This is a genomic window from Streptococcus mitis (genome assembly GCF_003943905.1).
Classification (GTDB): Bacteria; Bacillota; Bacilli; order Lactobacillales; family Streptococcaceae; genus Streptococcus; species Streptococcus mitis_BC.
This window is the reverse complement of the sequence record NZ_RJNS01000002.1, coordinates 292,073-309,218: the sequence shown is the minus strand read 5'-3', so window position 1 is coordinate 309,218 and position 17,146 is coordinate 292,073. Positions and strand designations below refer to the sequence as shown.

The 17,146-nt window shown below is 44.3% G+C and carries 21 protein-coding genes; 2 read left to right on the top strand and 19 right to left on the bottom strand.

Going from position 1 to position 17,146, the window contains the following annotated elements:
* Nucleotides 1-43: 43 nt before the first annotated feature.
* From D8854_RS05215 to D8854_RS05170, 10 genes are all read right to left on the bottom strand, one after another.
* Nucleotides 44-868 (bottom strand): DNA/RNA non-specific endonuclease, encoded by an 825-nt coding sequence (locus tag D8854_RS05215; protein ID WP_125425127.1) that lies wholly within the window; start codon nucleotides 866-868, stop codon nucleotides 44-46.
* Between the two features lie 40 nt (nucleotides 869-908).
* The gene (locus D8854_RS05210) at nucleotides 909-1,100 is read right to left on the bottom strand and encodes a DNA-directed RNA polymerase subunit beta (RefSeq protein ID WP_000791880.1); all 192 of its coding nucleotides are present in this window, start codon (nucleotides 1,098-1,100) and stop codon (nucleotides 909-911) included.
* Nucleotides 1,090-2,370, bottom strand: a complete 1,281-nt coding sequence (gene murA, locus D8854_RS05205; protein ID WP_125450033.1) for a UDP-N-acetylglucosamine 1-carboxyvinyltransferase — start codon at nucleotides 2,368-2,370, stop codon at nucleotides 1,090-1,092. Before murA ends, D8854_RS05210 begins: the two co-directional genes overlap by 11 nt.
* 23 nt (nucleotides 2,371-2,393) lie before the next feature.
* The gene (locus tag D8854_RS05200; protein ID WP_125450031.1) at nucleotides 2,394-2,624 is read right to left on the bottom strand and encodes a DUF1146 family protein; all 231 of its coding nucleotides are present in this window, start codon (nucleotides 2,622-2,624) and stop codon (nucleotides 2,394-2,396) included.
* Nucleotides 2,625-2,679: 55 nt separating this feature from the next.
* Nucleotides 2,680-3,717 carry a SepM family pheromone-processing serine protease gene (locus D8854_RS05195; RefSeq protein ID WP_125450029.1) on the bottom strand — a complete coding sequence of 346 codons (1,038 nt, stop codon included), beginning with the start codon at nucleotides 3,715-3,717 and terminating at the stop codon, nucleotides 2,680-2,682.
* Nucleotides 3,701-4,189 carry a pantetheine-phosphate adenylyltransferase gene (coaD, locus tag D8854_RS05190; protein ID WP_125450027.1) on the bottom strand — a complete coding sequence of 163 codons (489 nt, stop codon included), beginning with the start codon at nucleotides 4,187-4,189 and terminating at the stop codon, nucleotides 3,701-3,703. Before coaD ends, D8854_RS05195 begins: the two co-directional genes overlap by 17 nt.
* On the bottom strand, nucleotides 4,179-4,718 hold the full coding sequence (gene rsmD, locus D8854_RS05185; RefSeq protein ID WP_125450025.1) for a 16S rRNA (guanine(966)-N(2))-methyltransferase RsmD: 540 nt from the start codon (nucleotides 4,716-4,718) through the stop codon (nucleotides 4,179-4,181). Before rsmD ends, coaD begins: the two co-directional genes overlap by 11 nt.
* Before the next feature lie 64 nt (nucleotides 4,719-4,782).
* The gene (gene asnA / locus D8854_RS05180; protein WP_125450023.1) at nucleotides 4,783-5,775 is read right to left on the bottom strand and encodes an aspartate--ammonia ligase; all 993 of its coding nucleotides are present in this window, start codon (nucleotides 5,773-5,775) and stop codon (nucleotides 4,783-4,785) included.
* A 108-nt stretch (nucleotides 5,776-5,883) separates the two neighbouring features.
* Nucleotides 5,884-6,567, bottom strand: coding sequence for a Bax inhibitor-1/YccA family protein (locus tag D8854_RS05175; RefSeq protein ID WP_125450021.1), 684 nt, complete (start codon nucleotides 6,565-6,567; stop codon nucleotides 5,884-5,886).
* A gap of 54 nt (nucleotides 6,568-6,621) precedes the next feature.
* Nucleotides 6,622-7,362, bottom strand: a complete 741-nt coding sequence (locus D8854_RS05170) for a TrmH family RNA methyltransferase (RefSeq protein WP_125450019.1) — start codon at nucleotides 7,360-7,362, stop codon at nucleotides 6,622-6,624.
* A 33-nt stretch (nucleotides 7,363-7,395) separates the two neighbouring features.
* On the opposite strand from D8854_RS05170, the gene D8854_RS05165 reads away from it, so the two are divergent.
* Both D8854_RS05165 and yidC read left to right on the top strand, forming a co-directional pair.
* Nucleotides 7,396-7,674, top strand: coding sequence for an acylphosphatase (locus D8854_RS05165; protein WP_125450017.1), 279 nt, complete (start codon nucleotides 7,396-7,398; stop codon nucleotides 7,672-7,674).
* A 77-nt stretch (nucleotides 7,675-7,751) separates the two neighbouring features.
* On the top strand, nucleotides 7,752-8,672 hold the full coding sequence (gene yidC / locus D8854_RS05160; protein WP_125450187.1) for a membrane protein insertase YidC: 921 nt from the start codon (nucleotides 7,752-7,754) through the stop codon (nucleotides 8,670-8,672).
* A gap of 74 nt (nucleotides 8,673-8,746) precedes the next feature.
* Here yidC and pflA read toward each other — a convergent pair whose 3' ends face one another.
* The 9 genes from pflA to rsmA all read right to left on the bottom strand — a co-directional run bounded on the left by pflA (nucleotide 8,747) and on the right by rsmA (nucleotide 17,146).
* Nucleotides 8,747-9,541, bottom strand: a complete 795-nt coding sequence (gene pflA / locus D8854_RS05155) for a pyruvate formate-lyase-activating protein (protein ID WP_061418174.1) — start codon at nucleotides 9,539-9,541, stop codon at nucleotides 8,747-8,749.
* Between the two features lie 116 nt (nucleotides 9,542-9,657).
* Complete coding sequence (locus tag D8854_RS05150; RefSeq protein ID WP_125450015.1) at nucleotides 9,658-10,914, bottom strand: diaminopimelate decarboxylase; 1,257 nt, start codon at nucleotides 10,912-10,914, stop codon at nucleotides 9,658-9,660.
* A 66-nt stretch (nucleotides 10,915-10,980) separates the two neighbouring features.
* Nucleotides 10,981-11,808, bottom strand: a complete 828-nt coding sequence (gene purR / locus D8854_RS05145; RefSeq protein ID WP_002874197.1) for a pur operon repressor — start codon at nucleotides 11,806-11,808, stop codon at nucleotides 10,981-10,983.
* A 104-nt stretch (nucleotides 11,809-11,912) separates the two neighbouring features.
* Entirely contained in the window at nucleotides 11,913-12,854 is a 942-nt protein-coding gene (locus tag D8854_RS05140) for a 3'-5' exoribonuclease YhaM family protein (protein WP_070567750.1), read from the bottom strand.
* Nucleotides 12,844-14,100: a DNA recombination protein RmuC gene (gene rmuC / locus D8854_RS05135; protein ID WP_185768070.1), complete on the bottom strand. Its 1,257-nt coding sequence runs from the start codon at nucleotides 14,098-14,100 to the stop codon at nucleotides 12,844-12,846. The genes D8854_RS05140 and rmuC overlap by 11 nt, the downstream gene beginning before the upstream one ends.
* A 1-nt stretch (nucleotide 14,101) precedes the next feature.
* Nucleotides 14,102-14,764 carry a thiamine diphosphokinase gene (locus tag D8854_RS05130; protein ID WP_125450011.1) on the bottom strand — a complete coding sequence of 221 codons (663 nt, stop codon included), beginning with the start codon at nucleotides 14,762-14,764 and terminating at the stop codon, nucleotides 14,102-14,104.
* The gene (gene rpe / locus D8854_RS05125; RefSeq protein ID WP_125450009.1) at nucleotides 14,727-15,383 is read right to left on the bottom strand and encodes a ribulose-phosphate 3-epimerase; all 657 of its coding nucleotides are present in this window, start codon (nucleotides 15,381-15,383) and stop codon (nucleotides 14,727-14,729) included. Before rpe ends, D8854_RS05130 begins: the two co-directional genes overlap by 38 nt.
* Before the next feature lie 10 nt (nucleotides 15,384-15,393).
* Entirely contained in the window at nucleotides 15,394-16,272 is an 879-nt protein-coding gene (rsgA, locus tag D8854_RS05120; protein WP_125450007.1) for a ribosome small subunit-dependent GTPase A, read from the bottom strand.
* A 1-nt stretch (nucleotide 16,273) separates the two neighbouring features.
* Nucleotides 16,274-17,146 carry a 16S rRNA (adenine(1518)-N(6)/adenine(1519)-N(6))-dimethyltransferase RsmA gene (gene rsmA / locus D8854_RS05115; protein ID WP_125450005.1) on the bottom strand — a complete coding sequence of 291 codons (873 nt, stop codon included), beginning with the start codon at nucleotides 17,144-17,146 and terminating at the stop codon, nucleotides 16,274-16,276.

Sequence of the window (17,146 nt, the reverse complement as noted above, 5' to 3'; positions counted from 1 at the left end):
AATGACGGTCAAGGGAGCGATTTTGTTCTTTTGCAGATTGTTTCTAGTTTGTCACTGTGACTTGACCTGTTCGGTAATCAAGCTGGATACCCTTTTGAACATTTGGGATCAGGACGTTGAATTCCAATTCGCCATCCGAAGACTTGGCTTCAATTTGTGAAGCGGATGGAACTAGGTCCTCATTTGTCGCATAGTGAAGTGTCACGCGGTAACGAACCCTCTTATTTTGGTCCAAGGCTTTTCTGACCAAACTCTCATAGTAGTTCTGCCCTGTCGAATCCTCAGCCTGTGCTTGGTTTGCCCAAGCTGTCTGGACTGCAATGTTCTTGGGATTGCTGGTAGAGGCATCAAAACCATCCAAACCACCTATTAAGGCATAGCCCAGCAAATGCCCTCTATCGACTGCATGTGTATAGGCTCCCTTTAGATTTTTAACCTGGTGCCATCCTGGTGGCGTCCAAGAGGTCGATCCGTTGCCTGTTTCTTCACGATTTTTGTACTGACGAGTAGCTTTAGATAAGAGGGCATTGGCAACAGTTGGGACGGTCTCTTTCCCGACTGGTTTTGTTTTATTATCCGCATAGGGTTTGCTAGAAACCTTGGCATCTAGATTGGTTTTATTACCATTAACGACAAAGGCCCCTGCTCCATTCCACTCGAGATCACCTTTAATTTGGTTTTTGATCGACTCAGTTAAGACACTTTCAGCCAACTCCTGACTGGGAGCTTCTGAAGCTTGTTTTTTCTGACTGACCTTTGTTCTAGGGGTGTTTGGTGCTGTCTGCATCTGCTTAATGTAGTAGCTTCCAGCAGCCAATAGTAAGAATATAAGCAACCCTATCAGAGCTTGTCTTGTTTTTTTGTCCATTTTTCTCCTTATTTCTTTAGAAAAAGACTGGTTTCCCAGTCTAATTTCCTGTAAATTTACTAATCAATTCTTGCCATTTCGCTGGAGACAAAATCGCCCATGGATCCTGTCCCTTTCCGAGGATACCATAGCCGATCATCAAGCCGATTCCTAAAGCGAGGAATCCCAGCAAGAGTACGATAAAAATCAACAGTAAGCGACGGAGTACATAACGTATGTTTTTATTCTTCATCCTTAACCTCAATCCGCTGAATCTTCGCTCCTAGATGAGCTAACTTCTCATGGAAACGGTAGTAACCTCTATCAAGGTGGACTAACTTACCAACAACTGTTTCTCCCTGCGCCACCAGACCTGTCAAAATCAAAGCAGCACTAGCGCGAAGGTCCGTTGATAGAACTTCTGCCCCCTGTAAAGCCTGTCCTCCTACGATACGGGCTGTGTCACGGATAATTTCTGAATGCAAGCCCATCCGACGCATTTCCTCCAGATGTTGGAAACGATTCTCAAATACAGTTTCCACCATGGTGGATTCCCCTTTTGCGACTGTCATCAGCGCTGTAAATTGAGCCTGCATATCTGTCGGGAATCCTGGATGTGGCAAGGTTTTTACATGAACAGCCTTGAGATTTTCCAGTTGAGAACGAACACGAATACCTTCCGACTCCTCTGTCACCTCAACTCCCATTTCAAGGAGTTTAGCAATCAAGGGGCGATTATGCTCCCAGACTGCATCTCGAATGAGGACATCTCCACCCGTCATAGCTGCCGCTACCATAAAGGTCCCGGCTTCGATACGGTCCTGTACCACATTATGAGTTGTGCCATGGAGTTCCTCGACACCAGTCACTGTAATTGTTTCAGTACCAGCTCCTTTGACCTTAGCCCCCATTTCATTAAGAAGGATAGCAAGGTCAACAATTTCCGGCTCACGCGCAGCATTTTCAATCACTGTCACACCGTCAGCTAGAGTTGCTGCCATCATCAGGTTTTGTGTTGCGCCGACACTAGGAAAGTCCATGTAGATATGAGCGCCATGCAAGCGTTCTGCCTTAGCTTCAATGTAACCAGCTGTCTGGCTGATCTTAGCCCCCATAGCTTCCAAACCCTTGAGGTGGAGGTCGATTGGACGACTCCCAATGGTACAACCACCTGGCATGGATACCTTGGCATGGCCTACACGAGCAAGGATTGGTCCCAAGACCACGATAGATGCCCGCATCTTACTGACATACTTATACGGAGCTTCCTCCGTGATATCACCAGTCGCATCGACTTCGATAACATGACCTTCCTCATCAAAGTCCACCTTGGCATTCAGACCTCGAACCACTTGATTCATGGTGAAAACATCTGACAAGATTGGAACATTCTGCAAGACTGTCTTACCCTTGCTTGCTAGAATAGTCGCCGCCAACAAGGGCAAGACAGCATTCTTTGCTCCCTCGATGTTCACACTCCCGACCAGACGATTATCTCCGCCTTGAACCACAATTTTTTCCATAGTTGTTTCCTTTACTTTTGATTTTATAATAGTCCTCTAAGTGCTTCTTGCCACAGTTGGTACAAACTGATAAAGAATAAACTCAAGATGTAGCCCATTACAATACTAAAGAAGCCTACCAACAAACGAACTTTTTTTGTGTTAGTAGCGGTCACTTTTAAAACCTTTTCCCATCTCACAAGATCTTTCAAAAGGTAAAAACTCAAATAAATAAAGAGTATATGACTACTTAGAGTGAATAATAATTGAACCATTTGACTATTATACCATCTTATCCGCTTACGCGCTAGTTTTCGATTTTTCTACGAATTAGGGGTTGTTTTTAAGGTAATCAATCGCATCCTGCAAGGTTTTTACAGGCACGATTTTCATCTCCGTCTTGATTGTTTTAGCAGCTTCTAGGGCTGTTTCATAGTTGCTTTTCGCATTGGGATCTGCTTTTTTTGCTTCCTCGGTAACTGGATTGTCAGGAGCAAAAAAGATGTTGGCTCCCTGACGAGAGGCTGCAACTACTTTTTTGTCAATTCCACCAATATCGCCAACATTTCCATCGCGATCAATAGTTCCCGTTCCCGCAACGATGCGGCCATTACGAAGTCCTGGATCTGCTATCTGGGTGTAAATAGCTAGGCTAAACATGAGACCTGCACTTGGACCCCCGATACCAGCTGTTGAAAAGCGAATTGGAACATCACTGGTCACTTCCGTACGATCAATCAAACCAATCCCAATCCCGTTTTTCCCGTTTTCCAGAGTGATAATTTTACCTTCAGCAGTCTTGACTCTTCCGTCTTCTTCGTAGGTTACCTTGACTGGATCCCCTAGTTTTTGAGAGTTGACATAATCAATCAAGTCTTTGGAACTGTCAAACGTCTTATCATTAACAGCCGTAACGGTATCCGCAATGTTCAGAATGCCTTTGAAGGTTGAATTGTCCGTCACGGTCAAGACATAAACTCCCAAGTACTTGAGTTCGATATCCTTGCCTGCCGTCTTCAAGCCTTGATACTTGGCCATATTTTGGGATGTTTGCATGTAGAACTGATTGATCCGCATAAACTCTGCATCTGTAGAGCCACCCGTTGTATCCTGAGCGCTTCTAATATCCGTAAATGGAGTCAGCCAAGCATAGACAAGATGCGATAGGGTTGCATGTCGAATACCGACTGTTACAAACTGGTAAGCTCCTGCTTCTGTATCTTCTGTTTCATTTACTTTCAAAACTTGACGAATATCTTCCGCTCCACCTGGAACTTCTATGTAGTAAGGTAAAGGTACTACAAAGGCTAAAAAAGTCAATACTAGTGCTAGGATGACATATAAGGGCCATCTAGTTTTTTTCTTCATGTTCTAATTCCTCCACAACACTGTTTGGGACATATTGCTGAATCTCCTGACCAAACTTCAGGAGCTCTCTCACGGCTGACGAGCTAATATAGAGATGCTCTGGGCGACTATGTAGGTAGACAGTCCCGATTTCTGGAGCCAGTTGATAATTGTAGTAGTCAAAACTAGCCTCGTATTGCAAGTCGGTGGCATTCCGCAAGCCACGGATAAGGGTCTTAGCACCCAGTCTTCTTGCAACATCGACGACTAGCTGGTCATGAGAAGCCAACACCTCTACATTATCTAAATGCGCCACAGCTTTTTCGACTGCCCGTTTGCGATTTTCAACAGGGAGAAAACCTTGTTTGTGGGGATTGTAGAACACCCCGACATAGAGCTTATCAAAGAGTTTGCTAGCACGTTCAATGATATCCAGATGTCCATTTGTCATCGGATCAAATGATCCTGTAAATAATCCAATTTTATCTGACATAGACTGTCACCTTACTAATCCCATATATTTTTTCCTTCCAGATACCGAGACAGGCAATTTCTTCTGGAAGCTCCACTGCTTTATCCGTCTCACACACGACCATGCAATCTTCAGAAAAAAGTTCTCTCTCAGCCATTTTTTCAATATCTGCTACGATTTGTTCTTTTGCGTATGGAGGGTCTAAAAAGACCAGATCAAAGGGACCTGTAACTTGCTCCAAAGCACGCTCAGCTTCCATCTTTAAGAGCTGAAATTTAGAAACTTCTTTGGTCATTTGGATATTTTCAGCGATGATAGCTTGTGCCTTTCGATCCCGTTCCACTAAGACAGCATGGGACATCCCTCTTGACACAGCTTCAATAGACAGACCGCCACTGCCAGCATAAAGATCCAAGACACGTCCACCCTCAAAATAGGGGCCAATCATATTAAAGATAGCTCCACGCACCTTATCTGATGTTGGCCTCGTCGTCTTGCCTTCTAGCGTCTTGAGAGGACGCCCTCCGTAGATTCCTGATACGATTTTCATACCGTTTATTATACCAAATTATAGGCAAAAAGAGAAAGAAAACCGAACCTTACGGTTCGATTCTCTACAAGATATTTTCGTACGTATCGCGAACTTCTTGAGGCCAGACACTGGTCTGAACCTCTCCAATATGTTTCTTGCGAAGAAGGAACATGGCCATCCGAGACTGTCCGATACCCCCACCGATTGTCAATGGGAAAAGACCGTTAAGCAGGGCCTTATGCCATTCCAACTCAAGACGATCTTCGTCTCCTGTAAGGGCAACTTGGCGACGAAGCGTGTCTTCATCCACCCGAATCCCCATTGAGGAAAGTTCAAAGGCACAGCCAAGAGGTTCATTCCAAACCAGGATATCCCCATTCAGTCCCTTGTAGCCATTCTCAGACTCTGTTGTCCAGTCATCGTAGTCAGGCGCACGGCCGTCATGAGGTTTCCCGTCAGGCAACTCGCCACCAATACCAATCAAGAAGACTGCACCGAACTCTTTACAGATTTCATTTTCACGCTCTTTCGGTGTCAAGTCTGGGTAACGTTCTACCAACTCTTCTGTATGGATGAAGGTGATTTGTTTTGGCAAGATAGATTCGATATCATAGCGGGCTTCTACTGCTAGCTCTGTCAGACGAATAGCCTTATAAATCTTTTCAACGGTTTCTTTGAGATAGGCGATATTACGTTGTCCATTTGGAATCACTTTTTCCCAGTCCCACTGGTCTACATAAACAGAGTGGGTTGCATCCAGCGAATCTTCGTCTGGACGAAGAGCCTTCATGTGAACAAACAGACCTTCTCCTTCACCGAAACCAAAGCGAGCCAAAGTGTGGCGTTTCCATTTGGCAAGTGAGTGAACGACTTCATAGGTTTCATCTGGAATCTGTAAGACCTTTACAGATACTGGATTTTCGACACCAGACAGGTTATCCTGCATCCCATCACCGACCTTGCTCAAGATAGGACCTTGAACCTCGACAACTTCTAACTTATCTTTCAAATACTGGGTAAAAGTGTTTTTAACAAAAGAAATTTCTTCTTGCTGATGAATAAAGCTTTTCTTCATAACTACTCCTAAAAAATTAGTTAAAAGCATTATACACCTATTTTCAAGAAAAGGAAAGAGTAAATAAGAAAAAGTCAGTGCTCTTTAGAACACTGACTCTGTCATTCTTTAATCGTTTCGACCAAAGATTCGTAAAATGCTAAGGAAAAGGTTGATAAAGTCTAGGTAGATGCTGAGTGCCATTGAGATGACCCAGCCTGTTGCTACTTGCCCTCTTGACTGCTCATAAACATAGCGAATCTTTTGGTTATCCCAAGCAATTAAACCTGAGAAAACCAAGACCATGGCAATACTAATCATGTAGTCAAAGAAGCCACTAGCTAAGAAAATATTCACAATCATGGCAATGATGAGACCAACGAGCGCCGCCATCAGAGCTCGACCCATTCCACTCAAATCTTTCTTGGTGAAAATCCCGATTGCCGCCATGACAAAGAAAAGAAGGGCACTGGATACAAAGGCTGATAAGACGGTCCCAGGTGTATAGAAGGCTACGACAAAGCTGAGCGTAAATCCATTTAAAACAGAATAAACTAAAAATACTGGGAGAGCTGCTGGGCTATTTTTTGCAGCCATACCACTTGCAACAAATACTAGACCAAGTTCTGCAAAAGTTGCAATCATCAACCAGAGACGACCATGCATTAAAAAGTAGACCAATTGAGTCTGAAAGACCGTCAACATCAAAGCTGACACCAGAGCTGATAGGCCAATCCCAAGCCCCACAAAGGCATAAACCTTAGCGTAAAATTGATTGAGACCTGAACGTTCTTGAATAATTGTTTGATTCATTCCGATTCTCCTTTTTCTATAAATATGTCTTGATTATAACAAAGTTTTTATAAATTAGCTGAAATAAAACATCAAAATGCCTGCTGCAACTGCCACGTTGAGACTTTCTGCTCGACCTTTCATGCTTATATGAACCAGCTGATCAGCACTCTCAGCCATGACAGAACTAATCCCCTGTCCTTCATTTCCCATGACTAAAACAAAGTCTTCTAGGGGAGAAAGTTCACGATAGTCCTTGGATTCTTTAGATAAGGTCGTTGCCAGAATGGGCAAGTCACTCTTTTTAGCCCCTTCTACAAAGTTGGCAACAGGCATACGATAGATGGGCAAATGAAAATGACTTCCCTGCATGGAACGCAAAGTCTTGAGACTGTAGATATCCGCTGACTTGTCTGAAACAATGACCCCTGTAAAGCCTGCCGCATCCGCAGTCCGAATCATGGTGCCCACATTACCAGGGTCTTGGACATCCTCTAAAAATAGATACTTGCCCTGACGAAAATCAGGCAGTCCCACTTCTTCTTTTTGAATCACTGCAACAATCCCTTGAGGAGTTTGCGTATCTGCCAAATCCAGCAAAATCTCCTCTGAAACCCAGATAGTTTGAGGAAAAGCCACTAACTGATCTCGGTGACTTTCCAGAGCAAAGATTTTCTCAATCGTCACTCCTGCTTGAACAGCTTCTTCGAATAAGTGCCAGCCTTCAATCAAATAGGCAGACTTTCGATATTTTTTTTGATGCAATTTCTTGGCATTTTTCACCACAGAATTGGCTTTTGAGGTTATAATAGTCATAGAAACATTATAACACAATTAAAGGGGGTTAGTATGCAAAAGGTTAGAATGATTGCCCAAGGTAGGGTGCAGGGTGTTGGTTTCCGTTGGGGCGTTCTTACTCTAGCGCTTGAAATCGGTGGCATCACTGGTCGTGTCTGGAATAACGACGATGGCACAGTGGAAATTCTCGCTCAAGCAGAGTCTTCTGCCACTATGGCAAAATTTATCCAAGAAATCCGAAAAGGTCCAACGCCTTTTTCAAAAGTCACCTATCTGGATGTGCAGATGAGCAACTTTTCATCCTATTCAGACTTTAAAGTCGCAAATTAGGTCTCCAGAACTATTGTATATTTTACAAAAAAACAGTAGAATAGAAAGGTATAATTTTTAAAGAAGGAATGAAAACATTGAAATCTATTAAACGTTTTGCCCTCTCTGCTATGGGAGTGGCTATGCTACTCGTCTTGACAGGCTGTGTTTCTGTTGATAAAACAACTGGAGAACCGACTGGATTTATCTGGAATACCATCGGAGCGCCTATGGCAGAGGCCATCAAATACTTTGCCAATGATATGGGACTTGGTTTTGGAATGGGGATTATCATCGTAACCATTATCGTACGTTTGATTATCTTGCCACTCGGTATCTACCAATCGTGGAAGGCGACGCTTCACTCTGAAAAGATGAACGCCCTCAAACACGTGCTTGAACCACATCAAACACGTCTCAAAGAAGCAACAACTCAAGAAGAAAAACTTGAGGCTCAACAAGCTCTCTTTGCTGCCCAAAAAGAACATGGTATCAGCATGCTAGGAGGCGTCGGATGTTTCCCTATCTTGCTCCAAATGCCTTTCTTCTCTGCTATCTTCTTTGCAGCCCAGCACACTGAAGGAGTTGCTGGTTCTAACTTCTTGGGAATTGATCTTGGCTCACCAAGCATGCTCCTCGTAGCCTTTGCAGGTATTCTTTACTACATCCAATCTCTTCTCTCGCTTCATGGAGTAGAAGACGAGATGCAAAGAGAACAACTTAAGAAAATGATCTATATGAGCCCACTCATGATTGTTATCTTCTCACTCTTCTCACCAGCCAGTGTGACACTATACTGGGTTGTCGGTGGTTTCATGATGATTCTCCAACAGTTTATCGTCAACTATGTCGTTCGTCCAAAACTTCGTCAAAAAGTACGTGAAGAATACGAAAAGAACCCTCCGAAAGTCAGCCCTTCTGCAGGTGCAAGAAAAGATGTGACTCCTAAGCAGACTCAAGCGATCACGACCAATAAGAAAAAGAAAAACCGCAACTCTGGCAAACAACGATCTAGATAAGACTCAAAAGGCTTAGCTGAAAGGCTAAGTCTTTTTGCATCACAAAAGCCCGATGTTTCCATCAGGCTTCTTTTTTATCCATGAACACGTTTCATGTAGTCTTGGTAGCTTTCTGTATCCATCAATTCCTTGGCATTCTTCACACGGTCTGCTGTGGGAGGTTTGACTCCTTCGAGCGAATAAGGAATTCCTAGTTCACGCCACTTGAATTCTCCCATCGTATGATAAGGTAGGATTTCAAACTTGTCAACGTTTTTGAGGGTTTTGACGAATTTACCGAGTTCGATCAAGTCGTCATCTCTGTCTGTCAATCCCGGAACCAGCACATGGCGAATCCAAACAGGCTTCCCAATATCTGATAAGTACCGGGCACAGGCCAAGATGTTTTTATTGGTTTGGCTTGTGACAATCTTGTGCTGTTCTTCATTGATTTCCTTGATATCCAAGAGAACCAAGTCTGTCACCGCCATGAGTTTATTAAACTTTTCGAGATAACGTGGTGTATTACGGAAAGGAAGGGCACAGGTGTCCAAGGTGCAGTGGATTCCTTTTTCCTTAGCCTTGGTAAAAAAGGCAATCAAGAAATCAATCTGCAAGAGTGCCTCTCCACCACTAACAGTGATTCCTCCCTTGTCTCCCCAGAAACCACGATAACGAAGGGCTTCTGTCAAGACATCGTCTACTGTCCGTTCGCGTGATTTATTGGTCTCCATAGCCCATGTATCAGGGTTATGACAGTACTGGCAACGCATGTGACAGCCCTGCAAAAAGACAATAAAACGAATCCCAGGGCCATCTACCGCCCCAAAACTCTCTGTCGAATGCACCATTCCTGTCACTTGTCCATAGTCAATTGTTTCTTCAGACATATCGTCACCTTCCTTGAAACCGTTTTATAGTTTTATTATATCACGACTTGAGGGAAAAACAAGATTTTTGTCTATTTTTTAGAAAGCAATCTGTTTTTCACTTTCATTTTCATTTTTTAATGATCGAGTTCAAAATCAAAACCATACAAGGTTGCAAAATAGTCCTCAGGACGCTCTGCACGGCGGATTTGACGGGCTTTCCCTTCTTCGGTATAGAGGATTTCTGCCGAGCGTAGTTTGGCATTGTACTGGTAACCCATGGAGAATCCATGTGCACCTGTATCATGAATCACCAGTAAATCACCGATTTCTGTATGAGGTAGTTCGCGATTAATGGCAAATTTATCATTGTTTTCACAGAGTGAACCAACCACATCTACAACCTCAACTGGTCCGTCTGGATGGGTCAGATTGGTGATATGGTGGTAAGCTCCATACATGGCTGGGCGCATGAGGTTGACGGCCGAGGCATCCACACCTAGATAGGTACGGTAGGTTTTCTTTTTATGAGTTACTTTGGTAACGAGAACTCCGTGAGGTGCCAGCATAAAACGGCCCAATTCAGTGAAAATCTTGATCTGATCAAGACCTGCCGGCGTAAGGACTTCTTCATAAACCTTTCGCACGCCCTCACCAATCATAGCAATATCATTTGGCTCCTGGTCTGGGCGATAGTTGACTCCGATTCCGCCAGAAAGATTGATAAAGTCTAGCGAAATGCCCAACTTGTCCTTGATTTCAACGGCTAATTCAAAAAGCTGACGCGCCAACTCTGGGTAGTAGAGATGGGTGACGGTATTGGATGCTAGGAAGGAATGAATCCCAAAAGTCTTGGCTCCTTTTTCCTTCAAAATAGCAAAGGCTTCAAAAAGCTGGTCCTTGGTCATCCCAAACTTGGCTTCCCCAGGATTGTCCATGATGTCTGTTCCCAATTCAAAGACTCCACCTGGATTATAACGACAGGAAATAATTTCTGGAATGCCTGCCGCTCGCTCCAGATGTTCAATATCTTCAAAGGCATCCAAGTTAATGGTCGCACCCAATTCACGCGCATAGGCATACTCTTGGTCTGGGGTATTGTTAGAAGAGAACATGATTTCAGAACCCGGGAAATCCAGTTTGTGACTCATCAAGAGCTCTACATAACTAGAGCAGTCCACACCACAACCTTCCTCTTGGAGAATTTTCAAGATGGCTGGGGTTGGAGTAGCCTTAACTGCAAAATATTCTTTAAAGCCCTTGTTCCACGAAAAAGCTTGGTTGACCGCTCGAGCTTTTTCGCGAATCCCCTTCTCGTCATACAAGTGAAAGGGAGTCGGGAACTCTGCAACAATTGTTTCTAAATCTTCACGGCTGATAAATGGTGTTTTCATAAGCATCCTTCTATTCTGTTTGCAAAGAAAGGCTGGGACAATCGTTCCAACCTTTAGTTCTATCTCTTATTTGTCTTCGTCAAAGATATTCCCAATCTCAACATCGATGGATTGGTTCTTGACATCAATATTGGTAACCTTCAAGAGTGACTTGTAATCGAACTGCTTTTCACGTTCTTCTTGGGCATTGTCTGCAAAGACTGCGACACCAGCTAGTTCTGAGTCGAACTCACGCAAGAGACTAATCATCCCGTTGACCGTTCCGCCACCTTTCAAGAAGTCATCCACAATCAAGACACGACTGCCTGCCTTGAGACTGCGTTTTGAAAGGAACATTTTCTCAATGCGGTCACCACTAGAACCTGATACATAGTTGACACTGACAGTTGATCCTTCAGTAATTTTCAAATCACGACGCACGATAACAAAAGGAACATTCAGAACATTGGCAACCGCATTTGCTAGCGGAACACCCTTTGTTGCTACCGTCATAACCGCATCGATTTTTTGGTCCATAAAGCTCTTGGCAATGATACGCCCAATATTTTTCAAGATAGCTGGTGTGCTAAGCAAATCAGACAGGTAGATGTAGCCACCTGGCAAGATACGGTCGCTTTCTGAAAGTTTGTCACGCAAGTCTGCGATCATTTCTTTGGCTTCATGACTCGAGATTGATGGTGTAAAGATAACGCCACCACCTGCTCCAGTCACAGTCTGAATATGACCGATTTCGATTTCCTCAAAGGCACGCTTGATAATCACGATATCCTCTGAAATCGATGATTTAGCAGATTCGTACTTTTCTGCAAAGGTATTGAGACTGGTTAGTTTGTATGGATTATTAATCAAATAGTTGGAAATGACAACCATCCGATCACTTCTTCTTAATTTCATTTTTATTTACCATTCCATTTAATTTTGATATTTTATCCATTATACCATATTCACATAAAAAAACGAACATTATTGCGTAAAAAATGCTCGTTTTTCTTAAATTATTAATCTAAATCTGGTTTATAGAAGGAACGATTGTCCATAGCGAAGATTTTATTGGTCATCTCTCCTTTGTCCACCAAAGCTAGAGCCGTTGACATCATCATCATGCTGGCATCTAGATTGTCAATCATATGAATAATCTCTGCCTCCATAATGCGTGGACGAACTGGACTTCCATACTCCAGTAAGCCGTGGTGACTGAGGATGACATGGCGCAGTAGCACCACTTCTTCCCTAGTATCATCGATGCCTAGTTCCATAACTGTCTTGGTAATTTCGCTATCGATGAGGGCTATATGGCCGATGAGATTGCCTCGCACTGTATACTCCGTCTGGTCTGGTCCCGTCAACTCAATAACCTTGGCCAAGTCATGCAACATAATCCCCGCATAGAGGAGGCTCTTGTTGAGCTGAGGATAGATCTCACTAATGGCATCTGCCAAGCGCACCATGGTTGCTGTATGATAGGCCAAACCCGTCTCAAAGGCATGGTGGTTGGTCTTGGCAGCTGGATAGGAGTAGAATTCCTTATCATACTTGGTGTAGAGACTACGAACGATACGCTGCCAGACAGGATTTTCAATCTTAAAAATCATTTGCGACATGTAGTCACGAATTTCCTTGACATCGACTGGTGACTTGACCTTGAAGTCAGCTGGATCATTGGGTTCCCCAGGCTGAGGTAAACGAAGCGTGATTTGATTGACTTGAGGAGTGTTATTGTAAACCTCTCGACGTCCCTGCATGTGGACTACTTTCCCAGCGGTAAAGGCCTCAACGTTATGAGGTTGGGCATCCCAGAGTTTCCCTTCAATCTCGCCACTATCGTCCTGGAAGGTAAAGGCTAGGTAGTTTTTCCCTGCACGCGTCTGTCTCAGGTCAGCTGACTTGATCAGGTAAAAGCCTTCAAACAGCTCATCTTTTTTCATGTGACTAATCTTCATATTCTTCCTCATCTTCTTGGAAATGGAGTAGATCAAGCGCAGGCTCACCTTCTGATAACTCAATGTGACGGAGCGTCCGCTCGATAGCTGTAGTACGACGGTTTAATAATTCATCAATATTGCCAGAGGCATGTTGGAGATGCTTTTGTGCCTTGACCAGAATACCTCCGAACTTGCCAAACTCGGTCTTAACGCTGGCAAGAGTCTTGCTGATATGATCAGCACTCTTTTGGATATTGAGAGTTTTGAAGCCAACTGATAGGGAGTTAAGCAAGGCTGATAGGGTACTTGGACCTGCGACAATAATCTGCTCCTCCCGTCTTAAATCATCAAAGAAGACCGGATTGCGAACAATCTCTGAATAAAGACCTTCTGTCGGAACAAACAAGACTCCAAAATTGGTCGTCCGAGGCGGCGCTATGTACTTGCTCTTGATATCCTTGGCAAAGCGTTTAACACTTGCTAGGAGTGACTTGCGACAACGTTCAATCTCGTCCTTATCGCCTGCTTCATAGGCTTCTTCTAAGCGGTAGTAATCCGCCAGTGGAAACTTGGAGTCAATCGGTAAGTAGACATATTCCTGGTCACCCTGTCCAGGTAACTTGATGGCATACTCCACTCGTTCACTGGAGTTTTCAACTGTTGCAAATTCTCGTTCATACTGGGCAGGTGTCATGATATCTTCAATGATTTGCCCCAGTTGCAATTCACCCAGAATCCCTCTCGTTTTGGTTCCAGAAAGAACCTTGTTAAGGGCACCGACATCGCGGGCAACTGTCTGCATCTCTCCAAGGCCACGATTGACAGACTCCAGTTGCTTGGAAACTGTCTCGAAGGAAGCCTGCAAGCGCGTCTGTAAGGTTTTTTCTAACTTTTCCTCGACTGTCTGGCGCATTTGCTCCAGGCGTTGCTCATTTGATTCCTGCAGGGCTTGAAGGCGTTGGTCGGTCTTATCTCTGGTTTGAAGGAGATTCTCGTTCATCTCCTGTCTAACTTGAGTCAAGCCTTGGTGCAACTCCATTCGCACCTCCTGCAAACGGTCGCTGACAGCCACTTCTAAGTCTTTTTGATCTAGTTGACTGGCTTGTCTGGCTTGTTCAAAGCGATAATCCAGTTGATCTGATAGATTGTCTGCTTGATCATCCAAGCTCTTGGCTAGGTACTTGTCTTGCTTATCCTGCCTTTGCCAAATGAGAAAGAGTCCAGCTAGGTTGGCAATTAATAATAGTAATAATACAGTCTCCATCCTACCTCCTGTCCTTGCTATGCAGCACGACGACATAGCCATCTGGGCAAGTTACCGAAACTTCCCTATCTATATATTCGTTAGAAGCGTACACTTTTTTAAAGAAAAAATTCTCCTCTGTCAACTCATACTTGGCACCGAGAATGGTCAACTGGCTATCCCGAACCGGCATAAAGGCTAGATAATCGTAGTCTGAACGGGGCTCTAGCTGACTGGTCCCTTCTGGACAATAGGCAATCAAATTTTGCCCGTCCTCAATCGCTATCTGGCGCATATAGGGTGTCAACTTGGGATTGCTAGGCAGAAAGACATTAGCCAGCATATGGTCAATTCGACCACCCAAAGCCCCAAAAATAGTCACCTGAGCCTGAGGATTTTGTTCAAAGATGGTTAAGAGAACTAGTTCCAGATCGGTATCATCTTTTTCTGGCTGGGCTTGGACAAAATGCTGGGCTCGTTTTTGAATCACCTGTCGCTCTTCTGCGGTTACCGAATCAAAATCGCCAACTGCTAGAGCAAGAGGAAGGTTTTCTTCCAAGACCCAGAGCGATCCTCGATCCACACCGACAAAGCTATCAAAATCCGTCCGATAATGCCCACGATCTCCGCCGGCAAAAACGGCAACCCTAGTCCAGTTGTTTTCTGAGAGTTTGCACTCGTTCATCGACATCTCCCTTAAAGACATAGGATCCTGCTACAAAAACGGTCGCTCCAGCTTCTTTGGCTTGAGCAATGGTCTGGTCATCAATCCCACCATCGACTTCAACTTCAAAGCTCAAACCTTTTTCCTGACGAAGGGCAACTAACTCTCGAACCTTGTCCATGGTTTCAGGCAGAAAGGCTTGACCACCGAAGCCAGGATTAACTGTCATGACCAAGACTTGGTCAACTAGATGAAGAACCTGCTTGATAGCCTCAACAGGTGTACCTGGATTGATGACAACCGAAGGTTTGACACCGAGCGAACGAATTTTTTGGAGGGCGCCATGAATATGAGGCGTTGCTTCCACATGAATACTGATGATGTCTGCACCTGCACGCGCAAAATCTTCTAAATGATGCTCAGGATTTGTCACCATCAAGTGGCAGTCAAAGACCATCTTGCTATGAGGGCGAAGAGCTTCGACCACACCTGCACCAAAACTGATTTGCGGTACAAAATGACCATCCATGATATCGATATGGGCATATTCTGCACCAGTTGCTTCTAGGCGTTTGATTTCACGTTCAAAGTTGGCATAATCTGCTGCCAGAATTGACGGAGCAATCTTGTATTGAGACATAGGTTTCTCCTTATTTTGGAATTTTTTTGCTGACTTTTTTATAGGTTTCTCTGCGATTTTCAATCTCACTGAGAAATTGCAGGTAGTTGTCAAAACGGAAGCTGGCAATAGTACCCTCTTCGACAGCTGGCTTGACCGCACAGGACGGCTCATGGGTATGAGTACAAGTACGGAACTTGCAGTCTCGACTAACACTAGCAAGCTCTGGAAAGGCCTGATTGAGGTCTTCAGCCGTTGACACTTCATAATCCAGTGATGAAAAGCCTGGTGTGTCCGCGATTTTACCCCCATTGAGGTTGTAAAAACTAACAGCTCGAGTGGTATGACGACCGCGACCCAGACTGTCTGAGATTTCTCCTGTCTCGAGATTGAGGTCTGGTGCGATTTTATTGAGGAGGGTTGATTTTCCAACACCTGTCTGCCCCATAAAGACCGTCACTTTTCCTGTCAACAAAGGCAAAAGTTCTTCTTTACTAGTCACAAAGTCGTAACCAATGGCACCGTAAGTCTGCTGGTAAAAATCCAGCTCTCCCCTATCCTCCAGCAAGTCCATTTTGGAAATATAAACGATGGGATGAATGCCCTTGTGCTCCAAAAGAACCAAGAAACGATCCAGCAAATTGCTGTTGAAGTCCGGTTCCTTGACGGACATGATCACCACGGCTTGGTCAATATTGACAATGGGCGGACGGACCAGACTGTTTTTCCGTTCGTGAATTTTGAGGATATAACCTTCTGAATTTTCCTCCGCAGAAAAATCTACCCAATCCCCAACGTAAGGGGTATGGCCTTTTTTACGGAAATTCCCACGCGCGCGTGTTTGATAGACCTGGCCCTCACTCTCCACATAGTAGAATCCCGCCAAAGCTTTAATGATTTGTCCCTGCATCTTAGAGTCCTTGTCCTTTAAGTGCATCTGCTAGACTGGCAAATTCTTCTAAGCTGAGAGCTTCACCACGAACACTCGGTGACAAGCCCGCTTGATCCAAGGCCTTGGTCAATTTATCCTTAACTTCTTCAGTCTTGCCAAAGTAACCTGTCAAATTGTTCCATAAGGTCTTGCGACGATGAGTGAAGCTAGCCTTGGAAACCTTAAAGAAGAAGTTCTCATCTTCCACTGCTACAGCCGGCTCTGGACGGCGCACCATTTTTAAAATGGCTGAGTCCACATTTGGGGCTGGCACAAAGACCGTACGAGGCACGATGAAGGCAACCTTAGCTGTCATATAATACTGCACAGCAATAGACAAACTACCATAAGCCTTGGTATTTGGCTGTGCTGAGATGCGATCCGCCACTTCTTTTTGCATCATGACGACAAACTCACTAAAGGGAACGCCACTTTCAATCAAGTGCATGAGAATAGGCGTTGTGATATAGTAGGGCAAGTTAGCCACTACCTTAATTGGCAGATTAGGATTTTTGAAATTCTGGATATGTTGCGCCAAGTCAACTTTGAGAATGTCCTCGTTGACTACTGTCACATTGTCAAAATCACGCAGGGTATCTGCCAAAATCGGTACCAAACGGCGGTCGATCTCAAAGGCCATGACTTGAGCCGCACGCTCAGCCAAAAATTCTGTCAAGGCACCAATCCCTGGCCCTATTTCGATGACATTAACCTGGTCATCAATTTCAGCTGTATCCACGATTTTTTGAAGGATATTAGTATCCGTCAGGAAATTTTGCCCGAAGGACTTTTTAAAAGTAAAACCGTGACGCTCCAGCACTGCCTTGGTCACGCTATAATCTGCAATTCTCAT